This is a genomic window from Lentilactobacillus kribbianus (assembly GCF_013184075.1).
Lineage (GTDB): Bacteria > Bacillota > Bacilli > Lactobacillales > Lactobacillaceae > Lentilactobacillus > Lentilactobacillus kribbianus.
This window is the reverse complement of record NZ_JABEQQ010000001.1, coordinates 72775-86097: the sequence shown is the minus strand read 5'-3', so window position 1 is coordinate 86097 and position 13323 is coordinate 72775. Positions and strand designations below refer to the sequence as shown.

General features: G+C 37.4%; 14 protein-coding genes, 19 tRNA genes and 1 rRNA gene. 31 read left to right on the top strand and 3 right to left on the bottom strand.

Annotated elements, in window-relative coordinates; genetic code table 11:
- Positions 1-21: 21 nt before the first annotated feature.
- From rrf to HII32_RS00435, 21 genes are all read left to right on the top strand, one after another.
- Positions 22-138 (top strand): 5S ribosomal RNA (rrf, locus tag HII32_RS00535).
- Between the two features lie 10 nt (positions 139-148).
- Positions 149-221, top strand: a tRNA-Val gene (locus HII32_RS00530).
- A gap of 3 nt (positions 222-224) precedes the next feature.
- Positions 225-297: transfer RNA gene (locus HII32_RS00525), tRNA-Lys, on the top strand.
- 35 nt (positions 298-332) lie between these two features.
- A tRNA-Thr gene (locus HII32_RS00520) sits at positions 333-405 on the top strand.
- A 3-nt stretch (positions 406-408) separates the two neighbouring features.
- Positions 409-480, top strand: a tRNA-Gly gene (locus HII32_RS00515).
- Between the two features lie 10 nt (positions 481-490).
- Positions 491-576: transfer RNA gene (locus tag HII32_RS00510), tRNA-Leu, on the top strand.
- Positions 577-583: 7 nt separating this feature from the next.
- Positions 584-657, top strand: a tRNA-Arg gene (locus HII32_RS00505).
- Positions 658-662: 5 nt separating this feature from the next.
- Positions 663-736, top strand: a tRNA-Pro gene (locus tag HII32_RS00500).
- 34 nt (positions 737-770) lie between these two features.
- A tRNA-Met gene (locus HII32_RS00495) sits at positions 771-844 on the top strand.
- A 22-nt stretch (positions 845-866) separates the two neighbouring features.
- A tRNA-Ile gene (locus tag HII32_RS00490) sits at positions 867-940 on the top strand.
- A 43-nt stretch (positions 941-983) separates the two neighbouring features.
- A tRNA-Ser gene (locus HII32_RS00485) sits at positions 984-1073 on the top strand.
- Positions 1074-1080: 7 nt separating this feature from the next.
- A tRNA-Met gene (locus HII32_RS00480) sits at positions 1081-1154 on the top strand.
- 3 nt (positions 1155-1157) lie between these two features.
- Positions 1158-1231: transfer RNA gene (locus HII32_RS00475), tRNA-Asp, on the top strand.
- 5 nt (positions 1232-1236) lie between these two features.
- Positions 1237-1309: transfer RNA gene (locus HII32_RS00470), tRNA-Phe, on the top strand.
- A gap of 25 nt (positions 1310-1334) precedes the next feature.
- A tRNA-Gly gene (locus tag HII32_RS00465) sits at positions 1335-1405 on the top strand.
- Between the two features lie 12 nt (positions 1406-1417).
- Positions 1418-1491, top strand: a tRNA-Ile gene (locus tag HII32_RS00460).
- Between the two features lie 4 nt (positions 1492-1495).
- A tRNA-Ser gene (locus HII32_RS00455) sits at positions 1496-1583 on the top strand.
- 11 nt (positions 1584-1594) lie between these two features.
- Positions 1595-1666: transfer RNA gene (locus HII32_RS00450), tRNA-Glu, on the top strand.
- Positions 1667-1692: 26 nt separating this feature from the next.
- Positions 1693-1766 (top strand) — tRNA-Met (locus HII32_RS00445).
- Positions 1767-1771: 5 nt separating this feature from the next.
- A tRNA-Asp gene (locus tag HII32_RS00440) sits at positions 1772-1845 on the top strand.
- A 95-nt stretch (positions 1846-1940) separates the two neighbouring features.
- On the top strand, positions 1941-2372 hold the full coding sequence (locus tag HII32_RS00435) for a CopY/TcrY family copper transport repressor (RefSeq protein ID WP_172187281.1): 432 nt from the start codon (positions 1941-1943) through the stop codon (positions 2370-2372).
- A 128-nt stretch (positions 2373-2500) separates the two neighbouring features.
- Here the strand turns inward: HII32_RS00435 and HII32_RS00430 are convergent, their stop codons facing one another.
- Positions 2501-3031, bottom strand: coding sequence for a monooxygenase (locus HII32_RS00430; protein WP_172187279.1), 531 nt, complete (start codon positions 3029-3031; stop codon positions 2501-2503).
- A gap of 103 nt (positions 3032-3134) precedes the next feature.
- On the opposite strand from HII32_RS00430, the gene HII32_RS00425 reads away from it, so the two are divergent.
- The 5 genes from HII32_RS00425 to pepF all read left to right on the top strand — a co-directional run bounded on the left by HII32_RS00425 (position 3135) and on the right by pepF (position 8131).
- Positions 3135-3878 (top strand): MBL fold metallo-hydrolase, encoded by a 744-nt coding sequence (locus HII32_RS00425; RefSeq protein ID WP_172187277.1) that lies wholly within the window; start codon positions 3135-3137, stop codon positions 3876-3878.
- 100 nt (positions 3879-3978) lie between these two features.
- The gene (gene spx / locus HII32_RS00420) at positions 3979-4374 is read left to right on the top strand and encodes a transcriptional regulator Spx (RefSeq protein WP_172187275.1); all 396 of its coding nucleotides are present in this window, start codon (positions 3979-3981) and stop codon (positions 4372-4374) included.
- 106 nt (positions 4375-4480) lie between these two features.
- Positions 4481-5167 (top strand): adaptor protein MecA, encoded by a 687-nt coding sequence (locus HII32_RS00415; protein ID WP_172187273.1) that lies wholly within the window; start codon positions 4481-4483, stop codon positions 5165-5167.
- A gap of 67 nt (positions 5168-5234) precedes the next feature.
- Positions 5235-6338 carry a competence protein CoiA gene (locus tag HII32_RS00410; protein WP_172187271.1) on the top strand — a complete coding sequence of 368 codons (1104 nt, stop codon included), beginning with the start codon at positions 5235-5237 and terminating at the stop codon, positions 6336-6338.
- On the top strand, positions 6335-8131 hold the full coding sequence (gene pepF / locus HII32_RS00405) for an oligoendopeptidase F (RefSeq protein ID WP_172187269.1): 1797 nt from the start codon (positions 6335-6337) through the stop codon (positions 8129-8131). Before HII32_RS00410 ends, pepF begins: the two co-directional genes overlap by 4 nt.
- Positions 8132-8164: 33 nt before the next feature.
- On the opposite strand, the gene HII32_RS00400 is transcribed toward pepF, so the two are convergent.
- Positions 8165-8788 (bottom strand): DsbA family protein, encoded by a 624-nt coding sequence (locus HII32_RS00400; protein ID WP_172187267.1) that lies wholly within the window; start codon positions 8786-8788, stop codon positions 8165-8167.
- Between the two features lie 169 nt (positions 8789-8957).
- On the opposite strand from HII32_RS00400, the gene yjbM reads away from it, so the two are divergent.
- From yjbM to HII32_RS00385, 3 genes are read left to right on the top strand one after another with little or no spacing between them, the layout of a single operon-like run.
- A complete protein-coding gene (gene yjbM, locus HII32_RS00395) occupies positions 8958-9578 on the top strand; it encodes a GTP diphosphokinase (protein ID WP_281355373.1) in 621 nt (206 codons plus the stop codon).
- 23 nt (positions 9579-9601) lie between these two features.
- A complete protein-coding gene (locus HII32_RS00390; RefSeq protein WP_172187265.1) occupies positions 9602-10414 on the top strand; it encodes an NAD kinase in 813 nt (270 codons plus the stop codon).
- Positions 10401-11291: an RluA family pseudouridine synthase gene (locus HII32_RS00385; protein ID WP_172187263.1), complete on the top strand. Its 891-nt coding sequence runs from the start codon at positions 10401-10403 to the stop codon at positions 11289-11291. The genes HII32_RS00390 and HII32_RS00385 overlap by 14 nt, the downstream gene beginning before the upstream one ends.
- Positions 11292-11346: 55 nt before the next feature.
- Here HII32_RS00385 and HII32_RS00380 read toward each other — a convergent pair whose 3' ends face one another.
- Entirely contained in the window at positions 11347-11841 is a 495-nt protein-coding gene (locus HII32_RS00380) for an LURP-one-related/scramblase family protein (protein ID WP_172187261.1), read from the bottom strand.
- Positions 11842-11929: 88 nt separating this feature from the next.
- On the opposite strand from HII32_RS00380, the gene HII32_RS00375 reads away from it, so the two are divergent.
- Both HII32_RS00375 and HII32_RS00370 read left to right on the top strand, forming a co-directional pair.
- Positions 11930-12784, top strand: coding sequence for a methyltransferase domain-containing protein (locus tag HII32_RS00375; RefSeq protein WP_172187259.1), 855 nt, complete (start codon positions 11930-11932; stop codon positions 12782-12784).
- Between the two features lie 12 nt (positions 12785-12796).
- Entirely contained in the window at positions 12797-13309 is a 513-nt protein-coding gene (locus HII32_RS00370) for a tRNA (cytidine(34)-2'-O)-methyltransferase (RefSeq protein WP_172187257.1), read from the top strand.
- Positions 13310-13323 lie beyond the last annotated feature (14 nt).

Here is a 13323-nt window from a genome sequence, read left to right as displayed (position 1 = left end):
AAGTTCTTTCAGTAACATAAGTGTGGTGGCGATAGCCAGAAGGATACACCTGTTCCCATGCCGAACACAGAAGTTAAGCTTCTGCACGCCAAGAGTAGTTGGGGGATCGCCCCCTGCGAGGGTAGGACGTTGCCACGCTTTATATTATGGAGGATTAGCTCAGCTGGGAGAGCACCTGCCTTACAAGCAGGGGGTCACAGGTTCGATCCCTGTATCCTCCATATGAGCCGTTAGCTCAGTTGGTAGAGCATCTGACTTTTAATCAGAGGGTCGGCAGTTCGAGGCTGCCACGGCTCATTAAATTGAATATTATTTGCGCATAATATTTGTATGCCGACTTAGCTCAGCTGGCAGAGCACCTGTCTTGTAAACAGGGGGTCGGAAGTTCGAATCTTCTAGTCGGCATATGCGGAAGTAGCTCAGTGGTAGAGCACCACCTTGCCATGGTGGGGGTCGCGGGTTCGAATCCCGTCTTCCGCTTTAATATTATGCCGGGGTGGCGGAATTGGCAGACGCACAGGACTTAAAATCCTGCGGTTAGTGATAACCGTACCGGTTCGATCCCGGTCCTCGGCATTATATTGCACCCATAGCGCAACTGGATAGAGTGTCTGACTACGAATCAGAAGGTTGTAGGTTCGACTCCTACTGGGTGCATTTTTCGGGAAGTAGCTCAGCTTGGTAGAGCACCTGGTTTGGGACCAGGGGGTCGCAGGTTCGAATCCTGTCTTCCCGATATAGAACTTCGTTCTATTGTTTAACATCTTCATCGCGGTGTAGCTCAGCTGGCTAGAGCGTCCGGTTCATACCCGGGAGGTCGGGGGTTCGATCCCCTCTGCCGCGATATAGGTCTTGATCCTATAACTGGACCTTTAGCTCAGTTGGTTAGAGCAGACGGCTCATAACCGTCCGGTCGTAGGTTCGAGTCCTACAAGGTCCATTGTTTCATGTATTAATGGACACTTACTTGTTTTTTATATTATGGAGGATTACCCAAGTCTGGCTGAAGGGAACGGTCTTGAAAACCGTCAGGTGGGTCAAACCACGCGAGAGTTCGAATCTCTCATCCTCCTTTATTATCGCGGGATGGAGCAGTCTGGTAGCTCGTCGGGCTCATAACCCGAAGGTCGTTGGTTCAAATCCAGCTCCCGCAATTTGGTCCGTTGGTCTAGTTGGTTAGGACGCCTGCCTGTCACGCAGGAGATCACGAGTTCGAGTCTCGTACGGACCGGTTTTGGCTCGGTAGCTCAGTCGGTAGAGCAATGGATTGAAGCTCCATGTGTCGGCAGTTCGATTCTGTCCCGCGCCATCGCGCCATGTAACATTTTTATTATGCGGGTGTAGTTTAGTGGTAAAACCACAGCCTTCCAAGCTGTTGTCGCGAGTTCGATTCTCGTCTCCCGCTTTTTGATTTAATGGGCCTATAGCTCAGCTGGTTAGAGCGCACGCCTGATAAGCGTGAGGTCGATGGTTCGAGTCCATTTAGGCCCATATTGGAGAAGTACTCAAGTGGCTGAAGAGGCGCCCCTGCTAAGGGTGTAGGTCGCGAAAGCGGCGCGAGAGTTCGAATCTCTCCTTCTCCGTTTTATATTATGACCCGTTGGTCAAGTGGTTAAGACACCGCCCTTTCACGGCGGTAACATGGGTTCAAATCCCGTACGGGTCAGTTATTAAAATAGAATATTATATTATCGCGGGATGGAGCAGTCTGGTAGCTCGTCGGGCTCATAACCCGAAGGTCGTTGGTTCAAATCCAGCTCCCGCAATTATTGGTCCGTTGGTCTAGCTGGTTAGGACGCCTGCCTGTCACGCAGGAGATCACGAGTTCGAGTCTCGTACGGACCGGCGAAGCAAGTCTACGTGGTTAGGCTTGTTTTTTTAATATAATGGTTTACAATTGTAGTCATCCGTTTGTTATTATTAAAGGAAGGTATGATTATATGTCAGAGAGAGTAAATGAAATTACCACTTCTGAAAGAATGATTATGCGTATTATTTGGACTATGGGCCAGGTTACTAGTCGTCAAGTAATAAACGCTCTAAGTGACTCTGGTTGGAGTGAATCTACCGTTAAAACGTTGTTAAATCGATTGGAAACTAAAAAGGTTATTTCATCTAGGTTTGATAAAAATCGAAAAATATATTCAGCTAATATTTCAGAAGCAGCCGCTGCTCAACAAGTAGGGGATGATTTGTTAAATGAAATCTGTGCAATGCAGGTTGGTAAAACATTAATGAATATTATTGATGAAAGTGACATTTCTAAATCAGATATTAATTTACTAATTCAACAATTAACCGAAAAATTAAAATCAGCTCCTGAAACGGTGATGTGTAATTGTATGGTTGATAATAGTGAAGGTCTAGTTTGATTTATATATATTATGAAAAGTGGTTTAAAATTGAAAAATCAATTTTAAACCACTTTTTTTAAAACTATTTAGTAATGCAATAAAGGTTAACATCAAAGTGAGGCACTTTAATACTAACCACTGACAAACTATTCATTTTCATTATCGATATCGTCTGTTTCCAATTCCTCTTCTTCATCGATTGGTGGAATATAACTCCCTACGTGCATGTAAAAGTCTGGTGAAACGTGGTATTTACCGCTTAAATCGGCTTGTTTCTGCCATTTTTTGTAACTTGCTTCTGAATCCCAGGTGGTTAATAAAGCTCGTCGAGTGATATCTTTATGATAATACATCGAATACATTGATAACATTCCCTGGGGCAAAGTAGTTGTCAACAGTTTATTAATGCGTGCATCAAAGACCTTTTGTTGATCATCATTAAGTTCTATGACGGTAGAATTAACAAAAATATCCCAATTATCTACTCCACTATGGCCCAAAACATCATAAATAATAGAAGAATTAAAGATGGATTTCGTTCCAGTAGAATCCGATAACATTAAATTAGTAGGATCGTTAAGTTCTTGAAACAAATGAAGTTGTCTTTGAGGATTATCATCAATAATTCTGGTTAATACATCATAAGTTCCGTATGTAACTGAAATTTCTGAAGTCATAATTAAACACCATCCTTTAACTATATAGTATACGGTTTTTGTTTGACGTTGCCAACAAATTGACCTATAATTTTTTCAATAATTTAGAAGGAGTTTTAATTCAATGAAATTAACCGTGCTTGGTTATTTAGGAGGTTTTCCAGCTCACCATGATGGAACCTCAAGTTATTTACTAACCAGTGATCATTTTAATTTATTAATCGATTGTGGTAGTGGGGCGTTATTATCGTTAGAAAATCAGCTTAACCCACTAGAATTAGATGCCGTTATTTTATCACATTACCATGCTGATCATATTGCTGATGTAGGAGTGCTTCAATATTACTGGCAACTTCATGAACAACGGCCCAATCGAGCAGTCTTACCAATTTATGGATTTGATCATGATGCTAGTCATTTTGATCAGTTAAGTTGGCCCAATTCTAGTGAAGGTCGACCTTATAATCCTAATCAAGTATTAAAATTAGGTCCATTTGATATTTCTTTTTTAAAAACTCAACATCCAGTAGAAGCATATGCAATGCGTATTGTGGAACGTTCTACCGACAAAGTATTAGTATTTACAGCAGATACGCGTTATTTTTCTGACTTAGTGTCCTTTTCTCAGGGAGCTGATGGATTAATGACTGATACTAATTTTGCGGCCACCAATAACGGCGTTATGTGGCATATGACTTCAACTCAATCAGGACAACTAGCTCGAGATGCTCAAGCTAAGCAATTGTTATTAACTCATTTACCAGCGGACCAGAACTTAACGCAACAAATTCTAGTAGAAGCTAAACAAGCTGCTGGGGACAATGTGAAAGTGACATTAGCTAAAAGTGACTTAATTATGAATTTTTAACAAATTATGGTTATTATAAGTTCTTTTTATGAAATCGCTGTATTTCGAATTTCGAAGGTGTATACTCTAGTAAAACAAGACATACAAGGAGGAATTCAATATGACAATCGATTTCTTAACTACTCCAAGTTGCACATCATGCCGTAAAGCAAAATCATGGTTAGATGATCATAATTTAGAATATAACGAAAGAAATATTTTTGTGGATCCACTTTCAAAAGCAGAATTGAAATATATTTTGCGGTTATCAGAAATTGGAACCGATGAGTTGATTTCAAAAAGATCTGATGCATATAAGAACTTCCAAACCAGTATTGAAGACATGAATTTAGATCAATTGTTGACCTTACTTTCACGCCACCCAGAAATGATTCGTCGTCCAATTATCGTGGATACCACTAGACTTCAAGTCGGGTATAATGATGACGAGATTCGCCGCTTTTTACCACGTGATATCCGTAAATTGGATTTGGAGAGAATGTTGGCCAAAGCTTAAGCGATAAATATCCTTTCCTATTTTTAGCTGAATGATTTACACTATAGATATTCATGGTACAATATTCAGTACTGAAGCCTCAGATATAGAAAGGGGTGGGCTAAAGATGGAAATGGAAAGAATTAACGATGATACCATTCGAGTAGTGGTTGGCAGTGATGATCTTGCTGACCGTGGTATTAAAATTCTAGATTTATTGGGCAATCAAAAACAAATCGAAAGCTTCTTTTACAGTATTTTAGAAGAAGTTGATAAGGACCACCAGTTTAGAGATACTGATGCGGTTACTTTTCAAGTGTTACCCAATGCTGATGGATTAGAATTATTTATTAGTAAAACTAATCCCATTAATAAAGAAGATAGTTCAGATGAAATCAAAAAAGGCGAACTTGATGATCCGTTGATTAAAATGTTAAGGGATAGTGGTGTTGATGTTGTCGATGATGGGACAATTAGTCACCAATCTGAAGAAGATGAGCATTCAACAAATGACCCATTTGCCCCTCATTATTTAGTCAAAATTTTGAAATTTAATAATTTCGATGATTTTGTCGCACTAAGTAAGGTAGTCGATATTGAAAATGGATTGGCCAATTTGTATCTTTATGATGGTCAATACTATATCGAACTTAGATTGCCAACGGAGTCTGATGTTGATTTACAAGTGAGTGATGTGCTCGCCATTGTCAGTGAATATGCTAAAACAACCAGTATCACTAGTGAGGTATTAAGCGAACATGGTAAGTTAGTTATCAGTCCCAATGCCTTTATGATTGGTCGTAAATATTTTTAATCAAAAGTGTTGAAATTAACAATTAATTTCAACACTTTTTTCGTATTTATTCTTGAGGTGAAAAATATTGTTAATTGCCCAAGATGAGAATAAATTAGTCGAAGCTAATCATGCAAGTAGGAACAACCAGTACGTTTGTCCGGGGTGTCAGCAAAAGGTAATTTTAAAACGGGGATTGCAAAAGATTTCTCATTTTGCTCATCGGTGGGGTGGTTGTCAAACCGCTTCGGAAAACGAAAGCCAAATTCATTTAGCTGGCAAAATAGCATTAAAAAAGATATTGGCGGTAAGTAAACAACCAGTACAATTAGAACACTATTTTATTAGTATTAAGCAACGCGCCGATTTGTGTTTAACCAAGCAACAAATTATCGTGGAGTATCAATGTAGTCCAATTAGTTTACAACGGTTGCAACAGCGTCATAACGGCTACAAAATGGTGAATTATCAAGTTTATTGGATTTTGGGTAATCCGTACCTAAAACATCGAATAGATGACAGTTTAGTGAGCAAATTTGGACGATATCATAGCAAGCTGGGATTTTATATTCTTTATTATGATAGTATGGCAAACCGATTTATTTTAAGACATTCAATTGTTGAGAAAGCTGGTAAATATTATTGGCAACAATCCGTTTTTAAAAGTCTGCAAGAATGGCAAAAATTAATTAAAGATTGGCAACCTAATTATTTAACTACGATCCCTTTAAATCAACAGGTGCAACAACTAAAACGAATGCAACAACAAATTGTTCGTGGTCAAATTAACTGTAAGGAACTATTAACTACCTGTTATTTGGCTCGTAAAAATTTAATAGGGTGTCCCTGGATTTGTCATTGTAAAAGCACTCAAATACCCATCTATGGCAAAAAAAGCCTACAATGGCGAATTTGGTTGCTAATTCAATTATTTGATTCACCAAGATCCAACTTAAAAATAACCGATTTAAAGGCCATTTATAATCAATTAATTAACAAGTATGCGTTAGATTTTGTGCAAATAGAAGTAATTCCTGATTTTCAAAGAATCCTTTTTTGGAATTACATTAAGGAGCTGGCTCAATTCGGTTATTTACGACTATTTTATGATAAGCTAATAATCATAAGAAAGCCGGTTTGGTATCCAGACTTGGAACACAAACTGGGGTGTGAAAAGGAGTATCTTAAATGAGTGAAATTAAACAAGTACCAATAAGAGCCGAAATTCCGACCGAGTTAACCTGGGATTTAACGACTATTTTTGCTTCTGATGTGGAGTATCAAGCGGCTTATGAAACCGCTGAAAAATTAGTTAAATCAATTAAAAAGACTGAATTTGCGGATGCTAAAACCTTACTTAAATCGGTAACCAGTATCTTAGCAGCTAGTCGTTTAGTAGAAAAATTGGCAGTTTATGCGCAATTATATAATGATCAAGACACTAGTAATAGTCGATCACAGACTAGGCTAGAACGGACCGAGACGTTATTAACGAAATTTTCTGAACAAGTAGCGTGGTTTGAACCAGCAGTTTTACAGATTACTACTAATCAAATGGCTACTTTTTATCAAGTAGAACCACAACTAGATAATTACCACCGTTTTTTTGATATTATTTTTGAAAAACGAAATCACATTTTAAGTCCAGAAGTAGAGGCGATATTAGCTAGTGTGGGTGATATTTTTGACGCTAGTGCTAAAACGTTTGATATTTTAGATGATACTGACTTAAAATTTCCGGTTGTCACTAATGATCAGGGGGAAAAGGTCCAATTATCGCAAGGAGTTTACAGTATATTATTGGAATCCAAAAAGCGTGATGTTCGTCAAGAAGCTTTCGAAAAATTATATTCGGTTTACCAACAATTTCAGCATACTTTAGCTACAACGCTTAGTACAACTACTAAAGGTCATAATATTAATGCTAAGTTACGACACTATGAGACAGCATTAGAAGCAGCATTGGACGAAAATGAAATTCCAGTAACGGTTTGCCAAACTTTGATTGAGCAGGTAAATAAACATCTAGACTTACTTCACCGCTACGTGGGACTCAGAAAAAAGATTTTGGCAGTACCAGAATTGCATATGTATGATTTATATACTCCGTTACTAGATACAACTAGTCCTAAAATTACCTTTGACAAAGCTAAAGAAATTAGTTTAAAAGCTTTATCGGTAATGGGACCAGATTATTTACAACATGTAGAAGAAGAGTTCGAACAGCGCTGGATTGATGTGATGGAGAACCAATTTAAGCGCAGTGGGGGCTATTCTTCTGGTACGTACGACACTAATCCATATATCTTGTTAAACTGGCAGGATAACTTAGATAATTTGTATACGTTAGTTCATGAAACTGGACATAGCATGCATAGCTATTATTCTCATCACAATCAGCCTTACCAATATGGTGATTATTCAATTTTTGTTGCTGAAATTGCCTCGACAACTAATGAAAATTTGTTAACTGATTATTTGTTAGAACAATTTAAAGACGATAAAAATATGCAAAAATACATTCTCAATTATTATTTAGATAGTTTTAAAGGAACGGTTTATCGGCAAACTCAATTTGCAGAATTTGAGGCATTAATTCATCAAGCTGATGCAAATGGTCAACCACTAACGGCCGATTACATGAACCAGCAATATTTAAAAATCAATCAAAAATATTATGGAGATAACGTGGTTTCTGATCCACAAATTAGTTTAGAGTGGTCCCGTATTCCGCATTTTTATTATGATTTTTACGTTTACCAATATGCTACGGGCTTTGCGGCAGCCACTACTTTGGCCGAAAACATTCAACAAGGACCAGCTGGTTTAACTAAATATCTAAATTTCTTAAAAGCAGGTAGTTCGGATCAACCAATTAAAGTAATGCAGCAAACGGGAATTGATATGACAAACGCGGAATACCTTGAACAGGCCTTTTCAATTTTCAACCAACGACTAGACCAATTTGAACAACTTTTTGCGTAAAATAAAAAAGGGCCCCTTTATCGGGGTCCCTTTTTAAATTAATTTAGCATTACTACCAGCTATTTGGTTTAAACGAGCTAACTTATGATCATCTTGTAAAAGACTATTTTTAGTTTTAGCTGTGTAACGAACAAGGTTGATTAATGAGTCATAATCAAACTCTTTTAACAATAAGCCATGATCTTCAATAGCAGAACAAAAAACTAGGACGGATGCTGGTTCCTTAATATTGAAGCGATGAACAGTTTGTTGATCATGAAGGAAAGTTTTTCTAGCTAGTGAAGAATGACGATCTTCTGCGAACATTTCTAAATCTAAACCTGAATTCAATGCAATTTGTTGAACTAAGTTATCGCAATAGGGGGTATTGTCTTTTATAATTGCTGTTTGCAAATTTTCTAAAAATACGCGGCCAATTTTTTTCCCTTGAAAAGAGGCGGCCATGTAATCTGAAATTATATTATAATGAAGGTCCTTGTTATTAGCGATATTGGGGTGCTTTTGACTGAATTCGTGAAGAATTTTAATGTTTAGCATTGGGATAAAGTGAATTGCGACCTTGGCATCCAAGTTGGCAGCAACCTTTTCAATTGTTTGTTCAGCATCATAACAACGATTGCTTAGTGGGTCGATGAATAAATAAAGTTCTAAAATCACGTAAACTGCCTCCGTTTTGTATTCCCGTGCGTTTTATCTACCACAACAAGGATAGCAAATTTTCAAGAAATTACAATTTCTTTGCCTAGGAACCGTTATCATTAATGATTGTGGTAAAATGTAACATTGAATGTAGCCGTTAATACTTAAAATAGATGGAAGTGATAAATTGAGACGAGATTGGGATAAACTTTTAATTCCATACACGCAAGCTGTGGATGAAATGAAAGTGAAGTTGCGTGGTATACGTGCCCAGTTTTTAAAAACTGAAGGCCGTAGCCCCATTGAATTTGTGACTGGACGAGTAAAACCAGTTAGCAGTATTGAAGAAAAAATGGTTAGACGCCATATTCAACCAGAACGATTGGAATTGGATATGGAAGATATTGCCGGATTACGAATTATGTGTCAATTTGTCGACGATATTTACCAAGTTGTAGATTTGTTAAGAAAACGAACGGACATTAACATTTTAGAAGAACGCGATTACGTTCACAATAAAAAGCCGAGTGGTTACCGCTCATATCATATTGTTTTTGAATATCCAATTCAAATGTTGGATGGTAAAAAAATAATCAAAGCCGAAATTCAGGTGCGGACCTTAGCGATGAATTTTTGGGCGACTGTGGAGCATTCACTAAATTATAAGTATTCGGGTGAATTTCCAGAAGAATTATCGGAAAGACTTAGACGTTCAGCTGAAGCAGCCTTTAAATTGGATGAAGAAATGTCAGCTATCAGAAATGAATTGCAAGAAACTAATCATGAAGAATATTTACCAGAAAAATAGTTTACAGAAAGGTCATTTAACTAATGAAAATTGCCATTTATAGTAATTCTGGCGAGCTTTCAAAGCGAGTATCAGTAAAACTCAAGCAAAGAATTGAACAATCTCAGCGATTAGAAATAGATGATCTAAGTCCAGATATTGTAATTTCAGTAGGGGGAGATGGCACTCTTTTATCAGCTTTTCATCATTATATCGAAATTATTGATCAGGTTCGATTGGTGGGAATCCATACGGGACACTTAGGGTTTTATACCGATTGGCGAGATTATGAAGTTGATGAGTTAATTAATAGTTTGGAAAATGATAATGGTCAAAGCGAAACGTACCCATTATTAGAAATTACCACTAAGTACTTAGATGGTGATGATACGGACGTAGTTTTAGCCTTAAATGAATCTACTATCAAAGAAATATCTGGCACACTTACTGCTGATGTTTATATTAAGGATCAAAAATTTGAAAGTTTTCGAGGGGATGGCTTGTGCATTTCCACTCCTAGCGGTTCAACGGCGTATAATAAGTCAGTTGGTGGTGCCATTATCAATCCATCCTTAAAGGCACTGCAAGTTTCAGAAATTGCGTCGATTAATAACCGTGTTTTTCGGACGCTGGGGTCACCGCTAATTATTTCACCAGATGAATGGGTGAAAATTATTCCTGATATTCATAAGAAAGCTGTCCTTACTTGTGATCAACAGGTGAGAAGTGGTCGACCGATCAAGAGTATTGAATATAAAATTGCTGAAAAACGAGTGGCTTTTGCTCAATATCGTCACACCCATTTTTGGCAACGGGTCAATAACGCATTTATTGGAGTTCAAGATGACTCAATTTAATTGGCAAGTAATGAGTGAAAGTCCACAAAAATTACGCACGTTTTTAATGGGACAAGGAATCACCCGAACTTTATTAAAGCAAATTAAATTTCACGGTGGTCAAATTGAAGTTAATGGGCAACCGGAATTAACTAATTTTATGGTACGGCAAGGCGATAAAGTAATGGTGGTCTTGCCCGCAGAACCTGGCAACGATCATGTACCTGTTGATAACGATCCCATTGATATTGTCTATGAGGATGCTAATTTTTTGATAGTCAATAAACCAGCAGGAGTAGCATCGGTACCATCGCATATTTACGGTCATAATTCCTTGGTTAACCGAGTAAAGGGATACTATGTACGGCAAGGCTATGCTAATCAAAAGGTGCATATTGTTACTAGATTGGATCGCGATACTAGCGGGTTAGTGATTTTTGCTAAACACCATATGGCTCATTCAGTGTTAGACAAGCAGCTCAAAGATCATAGTATTCAAAAAGATTACTTGGCATTAACGGCGGGAACTATTCAAAGTGATCATGCCGAAATTGATCTCCCCATTGGTCGGACTTACGATTCATTTGTCAAACGCCAAGTTACGGATAATGGTAAAATGGCTCGAACTGAATTTTGGCTAATTAAACAGTGGCGGCATTTTAATTTGGTTAGAGTGAGATTACATACGGGACGAACTCATCAAATTAGGGTGCATTTTACTTTTTTGAAACATCCGTTACTGGGCGATTGGTTGTATAATCCGGACGATTATCGCATGAAACGGCAAGCACTTCACTGCTATCAAGTTCGTTTTTATGATCCATTTAATCAAAAAGTGATTGAATGTCAAACAGCCCTACCTGTTGATATGCAGGCCATCATTCAACGAGCTGATTAAAATAAAAAACTGCTAATTAGTCGATAAACTAGTTAGCAGTTTTTCGTTGTAGTAATCAATGTTTAAAGCCATTCAGAATGGCTAAAGCCAGTCCTAAGCCTACCAAATTATCTAATTGATCATCAATTACCACTGAGTATTTATCCAAGTCCCACTCACCGCGTTTAGCCACCAGGATTTTTTGGCCCGAAGTACTAATTGCAAAATAAGTGCCGTTAGAGGTCAACTGCAGCTGGTAGGGTTGTTGATTAACAACAATGGAAAATGGTGATCTACCACGTTTTTTGGTCACGGTAGCAATTAGTTGTTGATTATAAAATAACTGAAAGACAGAACCAAGAATCTTGAAACGACTCTTGACTTGTAATGTTTGATTATTCAACTGAATGGTAAAAGTTTCGGGAATTTCAATAAGCCACCCTAAGAAAGTATTTAAAAAGTCAATTCCATTATTAGAATGAATGCGACTAATGATTTGACCATCATCACTTTTAATTTGGTATTTATCCTTAAATGAAACGTTGAGATTAATCACATATCTGTTTGCCATGGGGGCCTCCTTTGCGGTAATGTGTTTATTATACCAATATTTTTGCTATATGAACGTGATATAATGGAATCCGTTTATGGAGGAATTTATGAAAAAAATTGAAGCGGCTGAAAAATTTTTAACGGCCCATTTAGACTTATTTAAATGTCCCATTTGTCAACAACCATTTGCTGATTTAGCTGATAGAAGTATGGTGTGTCCTAACAATCATCGATTTGACCTATCGAAAAAGGGAACACTATACTTTTTAACCAAAAAATTTTCTGGTGAATATGATGGTGCAATGCTGCAAGCTAGACGACAAATTTTGCAAGCAGGCCTGTTTGATAAAATAATTGAAACGGTAGCGAAGCAATTACCAAATCAATCTCAAACTATTTTGGATATTGGTTGTGGTGAAGGGACCCCATTAAACAAGTTAATTCAGTTACGAAATAGTCGGGATGCAGGAGTAGGCTTTGATATTTCTAAGCCTGGAATTGAACTGGCTAACAATCAAGAGCAACCATCGTTTTTTTGTGTGGCCGATTTAGCAGCGTTGCCGTTTAATGCTGACAGTTTTGATATCATCTTTGACTTATTTTCACCCTCAGCTTATAAAGAATTTGAACGCGTGCTGAAACCGACAGGTAAATTAATCAAAGTAGTTCCTAATAGCAATTATTTAATGGAATTACGGCATTTACTTTATCCCAGTGATAGTCAAAATAGTAGTTACTCTAACCAAAAAGTAGTGGACTTATTTGCTCAACATTATCCCAACTATCAAAGAATTGATTTGGAGTATCAATTTGCAATTCCAGCTGGTCAACAAGCCAATTTGTTATTAATGACGCCACTACATTGGGGTCAAGGACAACGTGAAGTAAGTGCAACTGAATTAGCATCATTAAAATCGATTACGGTGGCAGTTACGCTATTAATTCAAACTGCTACAAATTAAAGGAGAATAATTATGAGTAACCATATTGTTTTATTTGAACCACTAATGCCAGCCAATACTGGTAACATTGCTCGAACTTGTGCCGGTACTGATACTATTTTAGATTTAATTGAACCGTTAGGATTTAGTTTAGACGATAAGCATTTAAAACGAGCTGGGCTAGATTATTGGGATAAAGTACAGATTAATCGCCATAAAAGTTTACCAGATTTTCTAGCCACCGTTGCCGATCCGACGCATTTATATTTGGTTTCTAAATTTGCTAGTAAAACCTATGTAGATCCAGACTATTCAGACAATAATAATGATCATTATTTCTTGTTTGGTAAGGAAACCACAGGATTACCTGAACCATTTATGCGTAAGAATGCTGAAAAAGCCATTCGCATTCCGCAAGACGATTCTCACATTCGAGCCCTTAATTTATCTAATAGTGCAGCGATTGTTATTTACGAAGTTTTACGTCAACAAAACTTCAATAATTTGGAACAGTCACATTTGTATGACAATGACAAATTAAAATAATGCAACGGGAGGAG

Coding starts and splice junctions, on each gene's coding strand:
- HII32_RS00435 (WP_172187281.1), top strand. CDS start 1,941: ATGTCAGAGAGAGTAAATGAAATTACCACTTCTGAAAGAATGATTATG.
- HII32_RS00430 (WP_172187279.1), bottom strand. CDS start 3,031: ATGACTTCAGAAATTTCAGTTACATACGGAACTTATGATGTATTAACC.
- HII32_RS00425 (WP_172187277.1), top strand. CDS start 3,135: ATGAAATTAACCGTGCTTGGTTATTTAGGAGGTTTTCCAGCTCACCAT.
- spx (WP_172187275.1), top strand. CDS start 3,979: ATGACAATCGATTTCTTAACTACTCCAAGTTGCACATCATGCCGTAAA.
- HII32_RS00415 (WP_172187273.1), top strand. CDS start 4,481: ATGGAAATGGAAAGAATTAACGATGATACCATTCGAGTAGTGGTTGGC.
- pepF (WP_172187269.1), top strand. CDS start 6,335: ATGAGTGAAATTAAACAAGTACCAATAAGAGCCGAAATTCCGACCGAG.
- HII32_RS00390 (WP_172187265.1), top strand. CDS start 9,602: ATGAAAATTGCCATTTATAGTAATTCTGGCGAGCTTTCAAAGCGAGTA.
- HII32_RS00385 (WP_172187263.1), top strand. CDS start 10,401: ATGACTCAATTTAATTGGCAAGTAATGAGTGAAAGTCCACAAAAATTA.
- HII32_RS00380 (WP_172187261.1), bottom strand. CDS start 11,841: ATGGCAAACAGATATGTGATTAATCTCAACGTTTCATTTAAGGATAAA.
- HII32_RS00375 (WP_172187259.1), top strand. CDS start 11,930: ATGAAAAAAATTGAAGCGGCTGAAAAATTTTTAACGGCCCATTTAGAC.
- HII32_RS00370 (WP_172187257.1), top strand. CDS start 12,797: ATGAGTAACCATATTGTTTTATTTGAACCACTAATGCCAGCCAATACT.